14 protein-coding genes, 1 pseudogene and 2 riboswitches are annotated in these 22,427 nt (G+C 39.8%); of the genes and pseudogenes, 10 read left to right on the top strand and 5 right to left on the bottom strand.

Going from position 1 to position 22,427, the window contains the following annotated elements; translation table 11 throughout:
• Positions 1 to 39 precede the first annotated feature (39 nt).
• From IEE83_RS31880 to IEE83_RS31865, 4 genes are read left to right on the top strand one after another with little or no spacing between them, the layout of a single operon-like run.
• A complete protein-coding gene (locus IEE83_RS31880) occupies positions 40 to 1,188 on the top strand; it encodes a glycoside hydrolase family 26 protein (RefSeq protein WP_194124742.1) in 1,149 nt (382 codons plus the stop codon).
• A gap of 28 nt (positions 1,189 to 1,216) precedes the next feature.
• Positions 1,217 to 3,073 (top strand): sodium:solute symporter family protein, encoded by a 1,857-nt coding sequence (locus IEE83_RS31875; protein ID WP_194124741.1) that lies wholly within the window; start codon positions 1,217 to 1,219, stop codon positions 3,071 to 3,073.
• 11 nt (positions 3,074 to 3,084) lie between these two features.
• Positions 3,085 to 4,275: a glycoside hydrolase family 130 protein gene (locus IEE83_RS31870; protein WP_194124740.1), complete on the top strand. Its 1,191-nt coding sequence runs from the start codon at positions 3,085 to 3,087 to the stop codon at positions 4,273 to 4,275.
• The gene (locus IEE83_RS31865; protein WP_194124739.1) at positions 4,275 to 5,459 is read left to right on the top strand and encodes an AGE family epimerase/isomerase; all 1,185 of its coding nucleotides are present in this window, start codon (positions 4,275 to 4,277) and stop codon (positions 5,457 to 5,459) included. Before IEE83_RS31870 ends, IEE83_RS31865 begins: the two co-directional genes overlap by 1 nt.
• Before the next feature lie 65 nt (positions 5,460 to 5,524).
• On the opposite strand, the gene IEE83_RS31860 is transcribed toward IEE83_RS31865, so the two are convergent.
• Positions 5,525 to 6,721, bottom strand: a complete 1,197-nt coding sequence (locus IEE83_RS31860; protein WP_194124738.1) for a hypothetical protein — start codon at positions 6,719 to 6,721, stop codon at positions 5,525 to 5,527.
• A 606-nt stretch (positions 6,722 to 7,327) separates the two neighbouring features.
• On the opposite strand from IEE83_RS31860, the gene IEE83_RS31855 reads away from it, so the two are divergent.
• From IEE83_RS31855 to IEE83_RS31840, 4 genes are all read left to right on the top strand, one after another.
• Entirely contained in the window at positions 7,328 to 10,393 is a 3,066-nt protein-coding gene (locus tag IEE83_RS31855) for a SusC/RagA family TonB-linked outer membrane protein (protein ID WP_194124737.1), read from the top strand.
• Positions 10,394 to 10,446: 53 nt separating this feature from the next.
• On the top strand, positions 10,447 to 11,985 hold the full coding sequence (locus tag IEE83_RS31850) for a SusD/RagB family nutrient-binding outer membrane lipoprotein (RefSeq protein WP_194124736.1): 1,539 nt from the start codon (positions 10,447 to 10,449) through the stop codon (positions 11,983 to 11,985).
• A 103-nt stretch (positions 11,986 to 12,088) separates the two neighbouring features.
• Complete coding sequence (locus IEE83_RS31845; protein ID WP_137338562.1) at positions 12,089 to 12,604, top strand: cupin domain-containing protein; 516 nt, start codon at positions 12,089 to 12,091, stop codon at positions 12,602 to 12,604.
• Positions 12,605 to 12,691: 87 nt separating this feature from the next.
• Positions 12,692 to 13,600 (top strand): DUF72 domain-containing protein, encoded by a 909-nt coding sequence (locus IEE83_RS31840; RefSeq protein ID WP_194124735.1) that lies wholly within the window; start codon positions 12,692 to 12,694, stop codon positions 13,598 to 13,600.
• A gap of 67 nt (positions 13,601 to 13,667) precedes the next feature.
• Here the strand turns inward: IEE83_RS31840 and IEE83_RS31835 are convergent, their stop codons facing one another.
• The 4 genes and pseudogenes from IEE83_RS31835 to tnpA form a co-directional block, all read right to left on the bottom strand.
• Entirely contained in the window at positions 13,668 to 14,624 is a 957-nt protein-coding gene (locus IEE83_RS31835; protein WP_194124734.1) for an MBL fold metallo-hydrolase, read from the bottom strand.
• A 128-nt stretch (positions 14,625 to 14,752) separates the two neighbouring features.
• Complete coding sequence (locus tag IEE83_RS31830; RefSeq protein ID WP_228102160.1) at positions 14,753 to 16,888, bottom strand: TonB-dependent receptor plug domain-containing protein; 2,136 nt, start codon at positions 16,886 to 16,888, stop codon at positions 14,753 to 14,755.
• Between the two features lie 127 nt (positions 16,889 to 17,015).
• Positions 17,016 to 17,648 carry a sulfite exporter TauE/SafE family protein gene (locus IEE83_RS31825; protein WP_194124732.1) on the bottom strand — a complete coding sequence of 211 codons (633 nt, stop codon included), beginning with the start codon at positions 17,646 to 17,648 and terminating at the stop codon, positions 17,016 to 17,018.
• Positions 17,649 to 17,787: 139 nt separating this feature from the next.
• A riboswitch (cobalamin riboswitch) is annotated at positions 17,788 to 18,082 on the bottom strand.
• Positions 18,083 to 18,603: 521 nt separating this feature from the next.
• Positions 18,604 to 19,064 (bottom strand): annotated as a pseudogene (gene tnpA, locus IEE83_RS31820) (IS200/IS605 family transposase).
• Between the two features lie 96 nt (positions 19,065 to 19,160).
• Here tnpA and IEE83_RS31815 point away from each other — a divergent pair.
• Complete coding sequence (locus tag IEE83_RS31815; protein WP_194124731.1) at positions 19,161 to 19,298, top strand: hypothetical protein; 138 nt, start codon at positions 19,161 to 19,163, stop codon at positions 19,296 to 19,298.
• A 181-nt stretch (positions 19,299 to 19,479) separates the two neighbouring features.
• Positions 19,480 to 19,766, top strand: a riboswitch (cobalamin riboswitch).
• A gap of 181 nt (positions 19,767 to 19,947) precedes the next feature.
• The gene (locus IEE83_RS31810; RefSeq protein ID WP_194124730.1) at positions 19,948 to 22,350 is read left to right on the top strand and encodes a TonB-dependent receptor; all 2,403 of its coding nucleotides are present in this window, start codon (positions 19,948 to 19,950) and stop codon (positions 22,348 to 22,350) included.
• Positions 22,351 to 22,427 lie beyond the last annotated feature (77 nt).

The raw sequence follows: 22,427 nt of genomic DNA, 5'->3' as shown, positions 1-22,427 counted from the left end.
ATCATTTCTGACACAAACGCTACACGAAATTTTACTATCATGCCCTTTACTAAATCTTTACTTTCATTCTTTCTGGTCATTGGAATTATTTTTTTTGCTTCCGGCTTTTCAACCGCGCAAATTGATAAAAGTGCAACACAGGCCACGAAAAATCTTTATTCTGGACTTAAAACAAGTGCTTCCAAAGGCGTAATATTTGGTCAGCAGGATGCATTGGCTTATGGTTTGAATGCGGACAAAAGTCGTTGGATCGGAGATGAAGGAAGGTCAGATGTAAAAACAGTTTCCGGTGAACATCCGGCATTGGTCGGTTATGATTTAGGACATCTTGAATTGGATAGTGCAAATAATCTGGACGGCGTTCCTTTTAAAAGAATTAAAGAAGACATTAGAAAAAATTACGAACGTGGCGGAGTTAATACTATAAGCTGGCATCCAAATAATCCCCTTAATTTTTCAAAAACAGCCTGGGACAAAGCTGATTTCACCATCAGGAAAATTTTATCTGATCAAACAAACAAGAAGAATTTTGAAAAAACGCTGGACAAACTGGCCACTTTTTTCCTAAGTCTAAAAGATTCCAAAGGCGAAGCAATCCCGGTTATTTTCCGTCCATATCATGAACATACCGGAAGTTGGTTCTGGTGGGGAGCCGACCATTGCACACCGGAAGAATACAAACAATTCTGGCAGTTTACGGTTGCTTATCTTCAAAAAACAAAAAAGGTACATAACCTGCTGATTGCTTATTCAACCGATAATTTTAAAAATAAAGAACATTATCTTGAACGCTATCCGGGCGACAGTTTCGTTGATATTCTAGGTTTTGATACTTATCACAGAAATCCTCCTGCAAGCGATTCTGCTTTTATTTCTAACGCCAAAAGAATGACCGGAACAATCCGCGATTTAGGAAAGATCAGCGGAAAACCTTTCGCTATAACCGAAACCGGACTGGAACAATTAACCGAACCCAACTGGTGGACGCACGTTCTTCAGCCAATTCTTGAAAACTCCGGATTAAGTTATGTTTTGGTCTGGCGCAACGGCCGTCCGGATCATTACTACGCTCCTTTTGAAGGAAATGATACGGCAGAAGATTTTAAAAAATTACAGCAATCGGGAAATATTTTACTGGAGAAAAAAGTCGCCAGTGAAAATTTGTATGGAAATCCTGCCAGGAAATAATCAGCGCTCATTTTTAACCCATTCTTAAATGAAAATTCAACTCGTCGATTTCCTGGTTATAGTATCTTATTTAGTGCTGGTAACCGTCATAGGACTCGTCCTCAAAAAGCAGGCTGAACGAAGTAAAAACGATTATTTGCTTGGTGGAAAATCCATGCCCTACTGGATGCTCGGCGTTTCCAACGCCTCCGGAATGTTTGATATTTCCGGAACTGCCTGGATGGTTGCGATCATGTTTGTTTATGGGGTTAAAAGTATCTGGCTTCCCTGGCTGTGGCCGGTTTTCAACCAGATTTTCCTGATGGTTTATTTGTCCGTCTGGCTGCGTAGATCGAATGTTTCGACAGGTGCAGAATGGATGCTGACACGTTTTGGAAACAAAGCAGACGCGCAGCTTTCTCACAAAATCATCATTGCTTTTGCCTTGTTAAGCTGCCTCGGGTTTATGGCTTACGGGTTTATTGGATTGGGAAAATTTATAGAAATATTCATTCCCTGGCCGCTGGTTCAGCCATATGTTCCGTTTACACTTGCACCAGCATATGTAGCGCATACCTATGGTATCATTTTTACTTTATTCACTGTTTTTTATTCTCTTTTAGGGGGAATGAAAAGTATTGTCTGGGCGGATCTGATCCATTATGTGATCATGGTTTTCGTCTCTTTTGCCATCGCGATTATTGCGATGAACGCTTTGGCCGCACATGGAAGTTTGCCCGTTCCCAACGGCTGGGCTGATCTGTTTTTTGGAAAAGATTTAAATCTCGACTGGACAGGTTATATCGATGAAGTAAATGAGAAAATCTCCGCAGACGGTTTTTCTCCATTTGGTTACTTCTTCGCTTTGATGACCGCCAAAGGAATACTTTCGAGTCTGGCCGGACCTGCGCCCAACTATGATATGCAGAAAATCCTTTCAACAAAATCCCCTCGGGAAGCTGCGCTTATGAGCATGATCGTGAATGTGGTTTTACTGCCAACACGTTATTTACTGATCATCGGAATCACAATTTTAGGTTTGCTTTATTACAAAGACCTCAATATCGCCTCTCCAAACGGACAGGATTTCGAACGGATTTTACCGGCTGTCTTAAACGCATACATCCCATCAGGACTTTTAGGTTTGGTTCTGGTTGGTTTGATGGGTGCATTTATGGGAACATTCGCCGGGACTTTCAACGCTGCGCAGGCCTATATGGTGAATGATATTTACCTTAAATCTTTCAACCCAAACGCGACAAATAAGCAAATCACCAAAATGAATTACCTGACGGGAATCGTCGTGGTTGCTATCAGTATTTCACTTGGTTTTTTCGCCAAAGATGTCAACAGTATTTTACAATGGATCGTGTCTGCACTTTATGGCGGATACATTGCTTCAAATGTTTTGAAATGGCATTGGTGGAGATTCAACAGCAACGGGTTTTTCTGGGGAATGTTTGCCGGAATTTTGTCGGCAATGATCTTGCCATACATTTTCACCGACACAGTCCCGCTTTTTTACTTCCCGATTATTCTCGTTTTATCCGCCATAGGTTCTGTCGTCGGCTCACTTATGACACCAGCAACAGATACCGAAGTTTTGAAAAAGTTTTACAAAAATGTAAAACCATGGGGATTCTGGGGACCAATTCGTGACGAGGTCATAATGGATGACCCAACATTCAGTCCGAACAAAAATTTCAAAAGGGATATGTTCAATGTCGTCATTGGTGTTATCGGACAAACTTCTATCACCGCCTTACCGGTTTTTGCGGTGCTGATGATGCCTCTGCAAACAGGAATTACAGCGGCGGTACTTGCAGTCTGCGTTGTCATACTTTGGAAAACCTGGTACAACAAACTTCCTACTGAAAATGAAGGAGCAACTTCCCCTAAATCATAAATCAAGAAATTATGTCAGTTTTTAAAACACGTCTAGCACAAATACAGGAAGAGCATATAGCTCTGATTGAACGAAAAAACCAGCCAGTTTGGCCCGGAAATGGCATTTATGATCGTTACACCCATCCGGTTTTGACGGCCAGACATGCACCTATCTTCTGGGAATACGATTTGAATCCAGATACCAATCCATTTTTGATGAAGCGTTTTGAGATCAATGCAGCTTTCAATGCCGGTGCGATCAAACACGACGGAAAATATCTGGTTGTGGCCAGAGTGGAAGGCGCCGACAGAAAATCATTTTTTGCCGTTGCCGAAAGCCCAAATGGTATTGATCATTTCAAATTCTGGGATCACCCGGTGGTAATGCCTGAAACCGATGAACCGGATGGAAATATTTATGATATGCGTCTGACAAAACATGAAGACGGATTTATCTACGGACTTTTTTGTACAGAACGTAAAGATCCGAACGCAAAACCGGGTGATGAATCTTCCGCAATCGCGCAATGCGGAATTGCAAGAACGTCCGATCTGAAAACCTGGGTTCGTCTGGCTGATCTGGTAACGCCTTCGCCACAGCAAAGAAATGTCGTTCTGCATCCGGAATTTGTTGATGGAAAATATGCATTTTATACCCGTCCGCAGGATGGATTTATTGAAGCAGGTTCGGGCGGTGGAATTGGTTTTGGTTTATCAGAAACAATCGATAATGCGGTTATTGAAAAAGAACACATTGTTGACCAAAAACGTTATCACACCGTTTACGAAATAAAAAACGGCCAGGGACCATCGCCTATTAAAACCGAAAAAGGATGGCTGCATCTGGCTCATGGTGTCAGAAATACCGCCGCAGGTTTACGTTATGTACTTTATATGTTCATGACCAATTTGCATGATCCGACCAAAGTGATTTACAAACCAGGAGGATATTTTATCGCGCCCGAAGGTGAAGAAAGGATTGGTGATGTATCCAATGTAACTTTTTCAAATGGCTGGATTCTGGATGACAACGGAACGGTTTTCATTTATTATGCATCTTCCGATACGCGTTTGCATGTTGCCACTTCTTCACTTGAAAAATTGCTTGATTACGTAACGAATACACCGGCGGACGGATTCCGTTCGGCACTTTCGGTTGAAGTATTAACAGGTTTGATCAATAAAAATCTGACTCACGCGGGTCATTCTGTCGAAATATAATGTTAGAAAAACTGGCACAATTCAAATCTGAAATCGGGAACGAACTAAACTCGATTTTGGATTTTTGGGTAAATAATTCTGTCGATAATCAGAATGGCGGTTTTGTTGGAAAAATCGATAATGCCGGAGTTGTTTATCCGGATGCAGAAAAAGGCTGCGTTTTGAATGCGCGTATCCTCTGGACTTTTTCAGCCGCGTTCAACAAATTCCAGAATCCAGTTCATTATTCTCTGGCAGAACGCGCTTACAATTATATCCAAAATCACTTCCGCGATCCGGAAAATGGAGGTGTATTTTGGTCCGTTGATGCATCCGGCAAACCGTTTAATACCAGAAAACAGATTTACGGATTGGCTTTTACGATTTACGGACTTAGTGAATTTTACCAAAATAATAAAAAACAGGAAGTCCTGGATTTTGCAATTTCGCTTTTTGAGTTAATTGAAAAGCATAGTTACGATCATAAAAATGGCGGTTATTGGGAAGCATTCAGCGCTGATTGGCAACCCATGGAAGATTTGCGATTAAGCGAAAAAGACCGGAACGATCCCAAAACCATGAACACGCATTTACATATTATTGAAGCTTATGTAAATCTGTATCGCGTCTGGCCGGAAAAAAGATTAGCAGAACGAATTCAGCACTTGCTGGAAATATTTGAAAAACACATCATCGATCCTGAAACTTTCCATTTGAAATTATTTTTCGACGACAAATGGAGAAGTCAGTCTGGTGCAATTTCTTATGGACATGATATTGAAGCAACCTGGCTTTTGCAGGAAGCGGCTGAAATTCTGGATGACGAATTTTTATTGGACAATTGGAAGGAAATCGCCATAAAAATGGCAGATGCGACTGCCAAAGGTTTCTTGCCCGATGGAAGTTTAATCCACGAATATGACCTTTCAACCCACCATCCCGATACGCACCGTGAATGGTGGGTGTCGGCAGAAGGTATGGTTGGCTACTTGAACGTATATAGCATCAGTGATGACGAAAGTTATCTTAAAAAAGTATTTGGTCTTTGGTCATTTATTCAAAAACATTTGCTCGACAAGAAAAATGGCGAATGGTTTTGGGGTGTTTATGACGACTATTCAAAGATGAATGAAGACAAAATCGGCTTCTGGAAATGTCCATATCATAACGCCAGGGCCTGTATGGAGATTTTGAGAAGGGTTTAGCATTCAACCTTGCACAGGAGGCTTGATAGCAATCAGGTCCTGTGTAAAGTTGCTGCTGCCAAGAATTACTTTAATCGGTAAGCCAGAATCAAATAGTTTCTTTTTATTGTAGACTGGAAATATTTATAGACTGACATTCCGTTGCTGTTCTCATGACGAAGTTCAAAAGAAAACTTATTGTAGTATCCTCCTATTCCAGCCAATAGCCCTTGTTCATACTTCCGCGAATCTCCTATGAAATTCTTTGATTTGATCGCCATTCCGTTTGATACTCCAAGGTTAATAAATAGAGAAACTGTCCCGACTGGAATTTTATATCGGAACATATTTTTCAGATTTATGTAACTATAATCCAGCACAAGATCTTTCGGAATATAGTACTTCATACCAGGTGCCGTTGTTTTGTAGGAATTATACGTTAGCTCGTTATTGATTGAAAATCTTTTTCTGGTTCTTGGTATCACAAAATTCAAAAATCCTCCCACAGTCAGATTATTCGAAGCCGAATAATCAAGATCTGTAAGCCCTTGAATATTACCTTTAAAAGCAGTCTTCGTTCTTGTGAGTCCAACTAACACACCCGCCTCAGTAATAATTTTTTCCTGAACAAAGGCAATCTCAGACTTCTCCAAAGAACATTTTGAATAATATGTTTTAAATAAAGACTCTATATCGCTTGGAGAATACCTAAGGTTGGTAAACGACTTATCAAGTGACGGACAATCCTGAAAAAAGACCTTTAGCTGATTTTTATACCGTGCGCTGCTTATAACACCCGATTTGATACCATTCTCTACACGGTAACGATAATTGTCCAGCAATTCAAATTCATCAGGCCCATTTCCAATATACATTTGTACCTTATTATCTGCATCTTTCAAATAATAGAATCTCTTTAATCCTAAGTATTCAACAAGTAAAAATACCGTCACTTTTGTAATAATCGCTTTACTGGAATAGGATAAATCTTCATCGTTACTCGGACTTATATCTTTGTCAACAGTCGCTTTAAGGTAGTTTTCTCCATGCACCTGAAATCCCGAGATATCTGCCGTTCCATAAGTTGTCTCATCTGCTTCCAAAACGGTTTTAAAACTGATTGTCTCAGGATTTTTCGACCAGTTTTTATAGTTGATAAATCCTCTTAGCGTATCCTTTTGATTAACAATTACAAAACCAGGCTCATAGTTTTTTTGGGCCGATACAGTTTTACAGAAAGCGATTAAAAGTAAAAGAGAGGTGGTAAAAATTTGACGATTCATTGATTTGATGAGAGGTTGGTTGAGTAAGTCACGAAGATATTAATTTAAAAAATATTGTAACCTAAGTTGTATTTATTTAAACGTCAACAGAAATATAAAATTTTAAGAAAGAACATTGATATAAGGGTTTCAAACGCTGAATAATGCAACTCAAATTGCAAATCGGTCTGAGCAGAAATTGTTGATCAAAATTCAAATATTGCTAGAAAGAAAATTTTGACTGATTTTTGAATAAAAGGTAGTCCTTCAACTATTCTCTTCAAAACCTCATTATTTGTACCAGTTCCACAGAAGCTCTTTCTCTCCATTTTTAATATTGATTCAAATATATCAATGATTTGATAATCAAATTATTATAAAGTAAAATACTACAAATCATATACCAGAAAGTATCACTTCAATAACAGTACAAATCTGCCGCATCAAAAAATGTGTTATTTTCTGATAAAATAAGATTATGCTTACCTGTTTTTAAAATGGTACATTTGAAACAATTATTTTGATTATACCCATAGAAAAATCCAATTTTATTCTTATCCGTATAATTATTTTAATTTTTAATGAAAAAGAGTCCAGTTAACCTATTTTAAAACCTACAAAAGTGGTATGCGAAAAATTGTACTAATCCCAGTATTATTCCTACTCTCCTTACTAGTCACCGTGGGCTTTGCTCAGGAAATGACAGTAACAGGGAAAGTGAGCGAGGATGGAGGAAGTGAAATTGCAGGTGTCAACGTGGTCCTTAAAGGAACCAACCGGGGCACGACAACAAATGACAAAGGAGAATTCAGCATTTTGGCTGAAAAAGGTAAAGTTTTGACTTTCAGCTACATTGGCTACAATTCAAAGGATGTTACCATCAACGCATCTGTAATAAATGTATCCCTTGAAGTAGAAGCAACGGCTTTGAACGAGGTCGTGGTAACAGCCCTTGGTATCAAAAAAGAGAAAAAAGCGTTAGGATATTCTGTTTCTGAAATAAAAGGAGAAGAACTTCAGCAGGCACGTTCTACCAACATCGCCAACTCATTGGTTGGTAAAGTAGCAGGTTTGAACATCACAAGTACCGCAACAGGACCAGGCGGATCTACACGTATAACATTGCGCGGTAACGGATCTATTGACGGTAATAATCAGCCATTGATTATTATTGATGGTATTCCTATCGATAACAGCAACCTTGGTGCTGCAGGTATGTGGGGTGGTGGTGACCGTGGAGATGGTATTTCCAGCTTGAACCCTTCTGAAATTGAAACAATGAGCGTTTTGAAAGGTGCTACGGCAGCGGCACTTTACGGTTCACGTGCTTCTAACGGTGCGATTCTGGTAACAACAAAAGGCGGAAAAATCGGAAAAGGTCTTGGTGTTGAAATCAACTCCAACATTACAATGGACAATCTTTTGATTACAAAATGGAAAGATTTTCAATATGAATATGGTTTGGGTCGTAATGGTGTTAAACCAACTACACAGCAGGAAGCAATGCTTTCTTCAAGCTTTGGTGCCAAACTTGACGGATCAAGTGTAATTCAGTATGATGGTGTTTCGAGACCCTATTCTGCTGTTAAAGATAACCTTACCAAGTTTTACAACACCGGTAGTACTTTTAACAACTCAGTTGCTTTGACTGGTGCAACGGAAAAAATGACGTACCGTTTATCTCTGGCCAATATGAATAATAAAGGCCTTGTTCCTGATAACACACTGGACAGACAAAACTATGCTTTGAACGTTAATGCTAACCTGAGCAAAAATTTCACAATTCTTGCAAACGTTAAATACGTAAAAGAGAAAAACCATAACCGTCCGAAAGTATCCGATTCACCAGGAAATGCTAACTATACCTTGATCAACATGCCAACTTCGCTAAGCGTGGCTACGATGAAACAAAGTATGCTGGATGCTAATGGTTATGAGCAGGTTTGGGGTGATAACATTTATGTAGACAACGCATATTTCGCTGCAACACAGTTCAAACAAGATGATAACAAGGATAGATTTATGGCTTCTTTCGAGCCAAGATATAACCTTACTGATTGGCTTTATGTAAAAGCGCGTGTTGGATTTGACAAATATTTCTACAATTACACAGCAATTACGCCAACTGGTACTCCTTACACTCCACTTGGAGGATACGACAAAAACATCCAGAACTTCTCAGAAGTTAACTCGGAATTGTTGTTAGGTTTAAATAAAAAACTATCAAGTGATTTCAACCTGAACGCACTTGTGGCAGGTAATTTGATGAAACAAGTTCGCAGACAGGATTATATCAGCGGATCAAGTTTCAACATTCCGTTCTTTTACGATATCACAAACATCAGCCCTGCTTCAAGATCAGCTTCTTACAACTATATTGAGAAAAGAATTAACTCTGTATACGGTTCAGCTGAGCTTTCTTACAAAAACTATGCATACCTTACTGTAACAGGCCGTAATGACTGGTTCTCTACTTTGAACCCGAAAAACAACAGCTTGTTCTACCCATCGGTAGCGGGTAGCTTTGTTTTGTCAGAAGCTGTGAAATTGCCTTCTATCATCAATTTTGCGAAATTGAGAGGTTCATGGGCCAAAGCAGGTGGTGACACGGATCCATATCGCTTATCACTTTATTACAGCTTGTCAGGAGCGCATTTAGGTTCTCCATTGGCTCAGATCAACGGAAGTGTGGTCCCAAATGCATTCCTGAAACCACTTACTACCAAAACATATGAATTTGGTATTGAAACAAGAATGTTTAACAATAAATTTGGTATTGACGCAACACTTTACAACCGTCACACTTACAATGACATCGTATCTGCATCTATTTCCGGAACTTCAGGTTTCACAGGAGCACTTTTGAACCTTGGTGAAATTTCAAACAAGGGTATTGAATTAATGCTTACTTATGATCTTGTTAAAGGCTCGAAATTCACATGGGATGTTTCTTATAACATGGGTTACAACAAAAGTTTAGTTGTTTACCTTGCTGATAATCTTCCAAACATCACGGTTGATAATCCTCGTTCACAAACTGCTTATGTATTCCAGGAAGTTGGCAAGCCATTCAGTTTGTTAAAGGCCAATTCATTTGTAAGAGATGCCAAAGGAAATGTTGTTTTCAACGACCAGGGATTGCCTGAAACAGGAACTTTACAATCTTACGGAACAGGTATTTCTCCATACACAATGGGTATTACCAACTCGTTCAGATACAAAGGTGTAGGACTTTCTGTATTGATCGATGGTAGATTCGGCGGCCATATTTATTCCGGTACAAATGCATTGGCAACCCGCTACGGACTTACAAAAGAAACTTTGGTAGGACGTGAAGGTGGTGTAATAGGAAAAGGTGTTAACAGTAAAGGTGAGCCAAATACAGTTAGCGTACCTGCAACGCAGTACTACGAAAACCTTTACAATTTCGGAGAGCCTTTCGTATACAGCTCTAACTTTATCAAACTTCGTCAGGTAATCCTTGATTATTCAATCCCTGCAAGAGTATTTGGAAAATCTCCCTTCAAAGGAATTTCTATCTCGCTTGTTGGAAGAAACCTTGCGATTTTGATGAAGAAAACACCGAACATCGATCCGGAATCTACTTACGGAAATGGTAACGCACAGGGTTATGAATTCGCCGGTGTACCTACAACCCGCAGTATTGGTGTCAACCTTAATTTGAAATTCTAATTTATCATACCTGACGGTAAATAAATTATCAAAACATATTAATGAAACTTCTTATGATACGTAAAATAGCAGTTATGTTAGCCCTGACTTTTTCGATGGGCGCTTGTACCAAGGATTTTGAGGAAATTAACATTAACCCTACCTCCCCATCCAAAGTACCTTTAGATTATCTTTTAGGCCAGGCCCAGTTGTTAATATCTGGATCCGCCGGTGACCCGGGTTACAAAGTATGGAGAGCCAACTTTATCTATTCAGCAATGATCGTTCAGCAAATGGCATCAGTTGATGACTATTATGCAGGAGATAAGTATACTTACAACGCTGATAACAGCGGTGCTTATTTTGCAGATTCATACGTTAATTCGGTAAAAAGTCTTGCTGATGTTATCTCTCAGGCCTCAGCAGATCCCGCCAATGTGAACATCCTTTCCATTGCAAGAATTCTCAAAGTGGAGCAAATGCATATCATCACAGATTTATATGGAGATGTTCCTTATACAGAAGCTGGAAAGGCATTTATTGAAAATATTTACAAGCCGAAGTATGACATGCAGCAAGCGATTTATGCCGATATGTTAAAAGAGCTTGATGAAGCAGGTTCTGCTTTGGATGCCTCTAAATATGTTCCTACTGCTGCTGACTTCGTTTACAAAGGCGACGTTACAAAATGGAAAAAATTCGCTAATTCACTAATGCTTCGTCTGGCTATGCGTATGCAAAAAGCCGATCCTGCTTCTGCGCAAACATGGGCAAAAAAGGCTGTTGATAAGGGAATAATGACCTCTAACGATGATACATTTGCATTTATTCATTCAGATGGTTCTACTGCAAGTCGTAACCCTAATTCTTATAATCTGGGTATTGGCCGTGGTTTGGTGAAAGGTGATAACCTTCAGTGGTCAAAAACACTGATTGATATGATGAAGGCAAGAAAAGATCCACGTCTTGGAATCATTGCTCAGCTGGCAAACGGCGACAGAGTTCCGGCTGATCAGAAGGGCCTTCCAAACGGTTTGGATAAAAGCAGCGGACCTAACGGATTGGTTACTGCAACGGGTGATGCAAACATTAAAAATTATTCTCGTCCAACAGATTTGATGTATGACGACAATGATCCTAACGTATTGTTAACTTTTGCTGAAACACAATTCCTCAAAACAGAAGCGATTGAAAGAGGCTGGGTAACAGGAACAGCGAAAGATTCATTTGAAGCCGGACAAAAAGCTGCCGTTACACAATTGGTAGTTTATGATGCAACAGCCGTTGTTTCTGATCCTGCTGCTTATGTTACAGCAAATCCATATCCTGCATCAGGAAGTCTGGCTGATAAAATGACGCAGATCCATGATGAAATTTTCATCCTGACTGCTTCAACTTTCAACCATTATGAAGGATGGGCCAACTGGCGCAGAACAGGAATCCCGGTATTGAAAGCAACAAATTATCCTGGTAACCAGACAGGCGGTGTTATTCCTCGTCGTTTGATTTTGCCAATCAATGAAAAAGCAGTTAATGAAACTAACTATAACGAGGCAGTTCAGCGTATTGGCGGTGACACTTTCCTTGGCCGTATGTGGTGGGATAAACAATAAGAATTTTCACTTATCAAAAAGATGCTCCAAAAGTTTTGGAGCATCTTTTTGCTTTTTATCCTAATTTTGAATTTCTACGGATCTTAACCAAACTTATTAAAATATGCTTGATGTATTTCCAGCTTCAACCGATAAAGCTGTTGTTTTTGAAAATGTTCAGAAATTCATTGACGAACAAGGCTTTTCAGTTGTAGCCAAAGATCATTCCCGTCCATGGGGAGGTTTTTTTGTACTTGACGAAAGTCAGGCACCTCAGTTTATCAAAACTTTTTTCCCGCACCTTTCTTTGGAAGATTTTGCAGGTTATGATAAATTAAGTCCGAAAATATTGGTTGTTGCTCCAGAAAAACGCCTTTCTTGGCAATACCACCACCGCCGTGCCGAAATCTGGAAAGTGATCGGTGGTAATGCAGGTATCGTGATCAGCGATACGGATGAAGAAACTGAAATGAAACAGTTACCAATCGGAACGGTGATCAGCCTTAATCAGGGCGAGCGTCACCGCCTGATCGGTGTTGACGAATGGGGTGTAGTGGCTGAAATCTGGCAGCATACAGATCCTTCGAATCCTTCGGATGAAGATGATATCGTTCGTGTTCAGGATGACTTTGGAAGATAATATTTCTTCACGATGCCATGATTTTTTGAAAAATCATGGCATATCTTTTCCTACTAAACTTCACTTATAACTTCGGCACAAACTCCTATGAAATTCGGAAAAATTGAAGATCCGCAACACGTCGAGTTTAAACTTCCGCCGGATAATCCGGGAAATTTGAATATTCTAAAAGGTGTTAAAGGAAAACCTGAAATTTTCATCGGTTGTGCCAAATGGAATAAAGCCGATTTAAAAAATTTCTATCCGAAAGGAACAAAAGACGAGTTGGCGTATTATGCAACTCAGTTCAACAGCATTGAACTGAACGCTACTTTTTACAATAATTTCCCGCTTGAAACCATTGATAGCTGGCATACCAAAACGCCGGAAGGATTTCGTTTTTTCCCAAAACTTCATCAGGGAATAAGTCATTGGAAAAGATTGAAGGACGCCGAACAGCCCACGAGTACTTATCTCGACCATATTTCTCATTTGGAAGAAAAACTGGGTATGCTGTTTTTGCAAATGCCGGATAATTTCGGTCCGAAAAACTGGGAAGTATTACGGGATTACCTGGAAGTCTGGCCATCCGGATTTCCCCTTGCGCTGGAATTGAGGCATACCGCCTGGTATGATGGCTCCTGGGATAACAGCCCGTTGTATGCGCAGCTTGAAAAGAAAAATATCTCACACATTATCACTGATACAGCCGGCAGACGCGATTTGTTGCATATGCGGTTAACAACACCGACAGCTTTTATCCGTTACAACGGCGCGAATGTTGATTCGGATTATACACGTCTTGACGACTGGCTGGATCGTTTGAAACTTTGGGTGGATCAGGGAATTGAAAATATTTATTTCTTCGTCCACCAAAATCATGAAGAGGCTTCTCCCCTTTTATCAGCCTATCTGATTGAAAAAGTGAATAAAGAATTGGGAACGGATATTAAAATTCCGCATACTCCTCAAATTCCGCCGAAAAAAGGTGATTCAGGTCAAATCGGATTATTTTAAGGCTTTCTCCTTTGCCACGAATGCTCTAATTTTCACGAAAGTGTTTTGATTTATGTGTTCGTGGTTTTTATAATTCAAATGCGGTTCCTTGTTCCGGATAAATTATTTCCAGACCCAGCGCGTTATTATTGCTTAATTGCCCTTTGATAATCACTTCATTTTGACCTGTTGGTTTGATATGGGTGATAATCAACTTTAAGTCTTTCATGTTTTCTTTTCCCGCCAAAACTGCCAGTTTATCCATTTCCTTCATAATCCAGTTTGGTGTTAAATGACCAAATAATTTATTATCCGGCTGCTCATTCGGATAGGAAACTTCCAGAAAAATTCCGGTTAATGTTTTTGCTTTAATAAAAGGAGCTGTCGCTTCCCACACTTTTTGCAGCTTGGTCGATTTTTCAACTTCATCCGGACCTGTATCTCCAAAATACAGTGCTTGTTTTCCATTATTTTGAATCAAAAACGCAGCGCCTTCATAAGGATTTCCATGGCTTAGTGAAAAAGTTTTAACTGTCATTTGAGTATTTTCCAGCGGAATTTCCTGACCTTCTGACAAAGGTTTGTAGGTATATTTTTTCAAAGGATTAACTCCCTCACTTCCGAAATTTGGCCAGCTTTCCCAGTTGAAATAATGATTTTTGATGACGTCAAGACATTTTGGAAGCGCATAAATTGTCTTTGCGGTATCTTCCGGTGCGTTCGTTATCATACCCGAAACGTGATCCAGATGCGCATGAGAAATAAGAAATCCTTTTATAAAACTCCTTGAAACCTGATCTGCCGTGGCTGAAAAGGCGCCATTGGCAACTGCCACTTCCACTCCCTGCCGAACCGTTCCGCCATCCAGACAAACATAAGCCTGGGAATTAACCGGAGCGATCATATAAGCCGAAAGATTTCCTTCCGCACCGCCACCTTTTACGCCAAGCGGAACGACATTAAACGCCGATTGCGCCTGACTGACTGAAACTAAAATCAGGTAAAAAATGGAAGTTAAAATCAGGTTGTAAATCCGATGTTTCATGATGATTTGGATTAAGGGTATCATAAAAATAAAATCCTTCACCCTAAAAGTACGGATGAAGGATTTATATTATTGTTTATTTTAAATTCAATTCAACGTTCTGGTATCTAAAACTCGAATTTCAATTCTTAAAATGCTACCGTATATCGTACGGAAACGGCGCGGCCTGGTAAATTATAACCGCGTTTTTCATAATAATTTTCGTCAGTCAAATTATTTATTTTCAAAGCCAATGTATGTTTTTGAGCGATTTTGAAAGCGGCGGTGAAATCCAGAACCATGTATTTTGGATAATCAATAACGGGATTAATCGGATCTGTATAATCTATATCCTGACGTGTTCCAATCGAACGACCGGACAAACGAAGCCGCAACCATTTTAAATTATCATATTCCAGACCATAGTTAAATGTGTTTTTCGCCACATTCTGAATATCACGGGTAACTTTTGATTCGTCAGTACCCACAATATCTTCCGTTGCTTTGATCATGGAAGTGGCATTTACAAAAGCTCTGAGGGAATATCTGTAATTGGATAAAGCACCAAAATCATAGGTTATTTCGGTTTCCAAACCATTAATTTCAGCATTTGCTGCATTGACAAAAGTAGCGCGGGAAACGATCACATCTTTGTTTGCAAGAGGCTCGTTAACTGTTCTGATCACCTTGGCAATCCGGTTTGTTACCTTTGTTGAGAAATAAGTAACATTTGCAGAAAGTCCTGCTTTTGGTTTATTAAAACTCAATCCCAAATCCCAGCTCACGCTGCTTTCATTTTTCAAATCCGGGTTTCCGGCAGTCACCGCAATTCTTCCTTTTGAATCACGAACTTCATTATACCCGGCCACGCTATAAGCGTCCGTTGTTACAAAAGCACGACCGACCGTTCCTTTCACACGTAAAGCCGGAATCAATTCATAACTCACGCCAAGACTTGGACTCGTGAACGGATTGTTTTTTTTGCCTGATTTATAAGTTGGCAAAAGCGCCGTTTCCTTCACGTCAAAGGTAATATTGTCATAACGGACACCAGGTTGAACAGTCAATCGACCGAAATTCAACATCGCCTGAGCAAAAAACGCAGAAGAAATTAGTGCATAAGCGGGTTGTGTCGGCGCACGTTCTGTCGTATCATTCGTCCAGCGACGACTTTCTGTTGAAGAATTCAAATAGTCATAACCAACAATTAAAGAATGATTTCCGATTGTCCAGACATCTTTTACCTGGATACCTTTCCAGTTATTCCCCAATTCGGCAGAGCGGAAAGGAACAACAGTTTTGCCGGATACATTGAGTGTATAATTTTTTGTATTTTCTTCCGAAGTAAATACTTTCAAACTCGGACTATGATTTCCAATTTTGCCGGTCAGCGAAACATCAAAAGCTGCGCGATCAACATCTTTTGTACTTGCCTCGGTGGAACCGGAAGAAATTTCACCCGGCGATTCTACATTTTTCGCCTGGAATTTATCGCCGCGAATATCAATTCTCCAATTGTCATTTAACTGATATCCAAGCCTTAAAGAACCCGTGAAATAATGAAGTTTTGTGTAAGGCCTTGTTGCACCATCCGTCTGGGTTTCATCCACATCCGTCTCCGGTTGAGTTGTGTAATTTTTTCTGACCTTGGTGTAATCAAAAGCATCACGGAACAAATTCCATTTCCCGATCTTGTAATTTTTTGATCTTTCGAAATAGGAAAAAGACATATCGTAATCCAGCTTTTTCGTCAGATTACCACCTGCATTCAAGCCAGCCTGGTACGACTGAAAGCTTCCATATTCCAGAAAACCGTTCCCTTTCGTATCGCCTTTTGATCTTTGGGTAATGATGTTAATAACACCACCCATCGCCTGAGAACCGTACAAAGAAGAAGCAGGCCCTTTCAAAACTTCAATTCTTTCGACGCCATTCAGATTGATTTGAGACAAATTGGTTGCACCCGCCGCACGGCCGTCAATCAATAACAAAGTCCGTTGGTTTAACCCTGAAAACTGAGGACGAAATCCACGGATACCAATTCCTGATGACAAGTTTGGATATTGGATTACATCCACCGCAGCCGTCTTTCTTACGATATCAGTCAGGTCATTTGAAGGCGTCATTTCAATATCCTGGCGCGTAATAATATCCAGTTTTTGAGGAATTTTTTCTTTCCGCGTTTCATAACGTGTAGCCGTTACAACCACAGGATTCAAAATATTTTCTCTTGTAGAATCAGATAAAACCACTTCCTGCGCTTGAGCGGAGAAAGTGGCGGTCATGGCTAATAGACCTGCAAACGTGAGTTGATGAATGGTAGCTTGGTAAAAATTGAAATTCATTAGGTATGGATGTATAAAAAATGATTGCGATTTTGAGCTTATGAAATCAGACTTTTTGAAGAATATCTCACCCTTCATACGCGCCGTATAATGTTATCAGTCCGATAACAGTTGAGAAAGTCCCGACTATGTAATTAATAATTTTTAATACGCGATCCCGTTTCGCAGCAAATTTATTGATCGAAAAAGCGAAGAAATAACCATAAGCAGACATGGAGAAAATGATTCCGAAACTTTGCAGAATAATGATCCAGACTGCCGTGTAAGCATCACTTGCGGCGAGGGTCAACGCTACTGCGCAGGCACCACCCGTTCCGGCCAGTCCGTGCACCATGCCCACCCAAAAAGAACGGCTGAATTTTTGTTCGGCTGCCGGTTGAACTGTCAAATCAGGCTTTCTGAAATTCCGGCGGAAGGCTACAATTCCGAGCCAGATCATCAACGGTCCGATTACCAATTCGACCTTTTCAGAAATGTTCAGAGAGATTGCTGATTTCAATATCAAAACCAGACAAGCAAAAAGAATCAACGTCAAAGAATGTCCAAGCGCCCAGTGCGACGACCGCCAGATTAATTTCAAACGATCCTTCGGCTTCTGGTTTTTCTCCGTTGCCAATACAGAAACTGCTGCCATATGATCCGGCTCAAAAGAATGCTGAACTCCAAGAAGAAGAGAGTCGATAAGTAAATAATTGATCATTTCCTTTCACATAAGTTATTGAGAAAAACCCGTTTACCATATCACAGGCAACTTATGGAAAATGCAATACGAAGCAACCCAGCAACAAAAATCACGCTGCCAAACCAGTAACTTCACGCCTTTTTTCCCGAAAGCATTCCGAATATGATGTTACATGGCAGGTCTTCTGGCTCGTTCAGTCTCCCAACGCCTTCCCGGGATTAATTTTGAATGATTGAATCTTGAATGAGAGAATGATGGAGCGCGCCAGATTTTGGAGTTATCAGCCATTCTATCATTCACTCATTAAATCATTCAAAATTATCCCCAGTGGCAAAAATGTTGTGACTTTTTTAGTGAACTTACAGCAGCGGGTACTACTCCGGATTTTCACCGGATTCCCTTTTAAGTGTTCGGCAAATTTTGCGTCACACACCACTTAACGGCTGCAAACTTACTATTTAATTTTATAGTGAGACAAAATTATTTTGCCGGAAATAAGTTTTAAGCGGTTTTTACGAGACGTTCCTAACGGAACGAAAGTTGTGGGTTGGCTATGTTTTTCTACCGACGAAATGTCCTGATGGGACAATTAAGTATGTGAATTCTTTATCGCAAAACATTGCTAAATGAAAACATCTTATTGATGTAATATACTCATTATTAACAATTTGTCACATACAAACATCTCGTCTATAAAAGAATAAGCCGAATCCTAGCACATGTTCAATAGGAACATCTCGTCGGCAGAAAACATATTCATCATTTAACAATCCTGTTCCATAGGAACATTCGTTGGTAGAAAGATACGACAAACCCCATCGCCATGTTCCGACAAGAACATTTCTTGATATAAAACGTATCCTTATTAAACCACCATGTTCCATAGGAACATTTCGTTGGTAGAAAAATACATGCATTGCTTATTGTTGCGCGTTCCTTCGGAACGTTTCGTGACTTCCGAAAATCTTTGCTACTATTCTAATTCCTTAAAAATATACTGGTCGTTCCAATCAATGTCAAAAGCAATTAAAAACTTCCGGTATTCCTCCATAAAATTTTTCTTTTGATGATGTGTTTCCTGATTTTGAATGTACCTGATTACATCGGGCACCTGACTTTTTCCATATGAAAAAGCGCCATAACCTTCCTGCCACGCAAAAGGATACTTACAGAAATTCTGCGTTTTAATCCATTTGCTGCTTTCAGTTTTTACGTTTTGAATCAAAGAAGAAATCGATTGATGCGGACTAATACCAACCAAAATATGAATGTGATCAGGCATGCTGTTAATTTGAAGCATTTTGTGCGATTTTCCTGAAAAATACCTGTGATGTATTTGTGTAATTTTTCCTTCCAAATAGGTTGAATCAAAGCTTCCCGATATTTTACCGCGAATACAAATTGGACATAAATTTGTGTGTAGGTATTAGCCATTATACATTTATTTATAGTGTGTTAGAATTGCAATCTATTGAAAATTAAGAAGGAGCCAAAAGATTATTCACGCATTTTTATGAACGAATAACCAAGATGGAACAAGCCGACAAAACAAAATCACGAAACGTTCCTAAAGGAACGAGTGTTCAGATGGTATCGCCACTTTCTACCAACGAAATGTCCCGATGGGACAATGAAGTAAATGAATTCCTTCTCGTAAACATTTCCTAAGTGAAAGTATTTTGTTGGTAGGAAAACATTAGCATTATTCAACCATCATGTTCCGGCAGGAACATTTCTTTGGTAGAAAAACCATCAGCTTCCGGACATTCGTTCCATAGGAACGTTTCGTAAAACTTTCAATTACTCCATTTAAAACCCTACATTTGCGCCTCAATAAGTTCTTTTCTTTATTTTTCCAACAGGAAAAGGTTTTACTATCAGTGAATTAATAGGGAATCGTGTGTAAATCACGAACTGTCGCGCAACTGTAAGTAACATCAAAAGTTTATATCAACAATGTCCACTGGGGCAATGATTGAGTTTTGAATGAGAGAATGCTAGAATGGCTGACGGCTCCAAAATCTGGCGCACTCCACCATTCTATCATTCTCTCAATCTATCATTCAAAATTCATTCCCCGGGAAGGACGGTATAAATGTTACAAGTCAGGAGACCTGCCTTTTCTTTGTTGACAATGCTTTCGCGGAATGAAGCTTCGTCAGGTTTGGTGTTTGTATATCCAGGCAATTTTGCCATGGATCGTCGTGCGCTTTTTGTACGACTCTAAACGTTTTTCTTGTCTTTTTTTCCTTTCTCCGTTTGCATTGTAAAATGCTGTAAAGAGCTTTTAACTCATTTCTCTAAACAAGTTAAAAGTATGCAAACGCAAAAAAACTGTTTCCCGCGGACTGGAAACGGCCATCTCATTTTTCAAAAAAAACGGTACAGTTGTGTGCTGAAAATCGCTTTATTATTTCAATTTTTCCTGATTAATAATGTCTTTGCACACCATTTTGGAACATTAAACGGTTCCATTCAAAGTGAGACAGGAGAGCCGATTATCGGTATTCATGTCCGTTTGGAAGGTACCTCATTCGCCACGATTACGAACGAATCCGGGCATTTTGAAATCAAAAATATTCCGGCTGGGAATTATACATTTTTGGCGAGTGGGACTGGTTATGAAGTAAAAAAAGAAAACATAGATATCAAGCAAAATGAGATAACACTTTTACAATACAAACTGAATAGTAAGACCAACGAATTGTCGGAAGTAGTAATCAGTTCGGTATCAAACCGCTCTTTTTCTTCGGTAAATAAAATTGACGTTGCCTTACGTGATATGCCCATCACCACTTCGACGGTTTCTGTAAAAACTATTGAACAACGCGGCGCGGATAATCTGGGTGAAGCGATGAAAAATACAACCGGTGTTCGTGCAAACAATACTTATGGTGGCTTTCAGCATTTTACGATCCGTGGTTTTTCAAATTTCGTTTTACTGGTTGATGGTGTTCGCGACGAAAGACATAATATCTCAACCAGCGCACCAAATACGAACCTTGCCAATGTGGAAAGCATTGAAGTTCTGAAAGGGCCAGCTTCGGTACTTTTCGGTCACTCCGCTTTGGGTGGAATTATCAATATTGCCAGAAAAAGACCTACTGAAAATTTCAAAGCGGATTTTTCTGCTACGTATGGAAGTTTTAATACAAGACGTATACGTGCCGGTGCCGGTGGAGCGGTCAGTGATAAATTACGTTACCGCATAGATTTTGGAATGTCGGATACAGACGGCTATCGTCATTCCGGTTCGAATACCAACAATGGATATCTGGCCTTAGAATATACCCCGACTGACAAAGATTTATTCTATCTGACCGTTGGAGCAAATAAAGATATTTATGATACTGATGCCGGAATTCCAATGCTTGAAGGAAGCAAAACAATACCAGGTTTGAATGTTAATACGCGCTACAATGACCCGGCCGATTTCCTGAAACATACCCGCTATGATTATCAGCTAAAATACATTCACAAGTTTAATGAAAGGTTGAAAATCTCAAATCAGCTTTCCTATTACGATGATAACATCAATTACTTTTCAACAGAAGAATTAACGCCAAATGCTACACTGGATTCAATAAATCGGTCATATCCTTTTTATTTTAACCACTTGACAAAACCTTTACAAAACCAGTTGGAATTGACTTATGAGTTCAATACCGGAAATATTGAGCACAAACTGCTGGTTGGTTATTCACTAAGTTTTTTGAACAGAAAAACCTACAATGGCGATGTTTACGGCCCTGGAAAAAACATGACCATTGATGTTAACAACCCAATTCTGAATCAGGGATATATCAATTTTACAGACAAAAATTACCGTGCAACTATGGAAAATGTTCACGGAATTTATGTGCAGGACTGGATCAAAATCACGGAAAATCTGAAAGCGTTGGCTGGTCTTCGTTACGATATTTTCGACGGGACTTACTATACGAATTTGGTCGATGCTGACAGAAATGTGACAGAAAAGGGAGCTAAGTCTACTATTTCAAAAGCAGCTTTAACCTACCGTGCAGGATTGGTTTATCAGCCAATAGAATCCTTGTCTGTTTACGGATCTTACTCAACTTACTTCAAACCCTCGCGCCGAGTAGCGCCAAACGGAGAAACTTTTGACCCTGAAACAGGATATCAGGGAGAAGTAGGAAGTCGCCTGGAATTATCTTCGAGATGGGCTGCCAATCTTGCTTTTTATTACATGCGGAAAAATAATCAGCTGGAAGCTTTGCCAGGTGGAATTTACAAACGCATCGGTTCGGCAGAATCAAAAGGTTTTGAAGCAGAAATCAGCGGAAATCTTCTGCCCGGTCTGGATGTGACGGCTGGCTATACTTATTCAAAAGCGAAATATTTGCCATACAAAACCGCAGAAATTAACGCTGCTGCCGGAAAACGAGTGGCTTTTGCACCAACCAATATGTTGAACGCCTGGCTGAACTATGAATTGCAAACGACTGCCTTAAAAGGTTTGAGTATAGGTGCCGGAGCAAATTATATGAGCGAAACTTTTACCACAAGTGCTAATGATTACGCATTGCATGGCTACACCACAACAGATCTTGCGTTTGGATATCGCGTTGGACGTGTCGGTTTAAGATTCAATATCAACAATGTATTAAACGAAAAATATTTCGCGAATGCCATTTTTGCCAACCAGTTCTCACCCGGACCAACTAGAAATTTCTTGTTGAGCTTAAAATACAGCATCTAAAAAGGTGCAGCGCACCGGAATATTTGTAGTAAAAGCCGCCCTGCCCAGATTCGGAAAGGTGCCTCGCACTGAAATAT

It is taken from the genome of Dyadobacter subterraneus (genome assembly GCF_015221875.1).
GTDB classification, from domain to species: domain Bacteria; phylum Bacteroidota; class Bacteroidia; order Cytophagales; family Spirosomataceae; genus Dyadobacter; species Dyadobacter subterraneus.
Note: the sequence above shows the minus strand (reverse complement) of the source record. Positions and strands in the feature narration are given on the sequence as shown.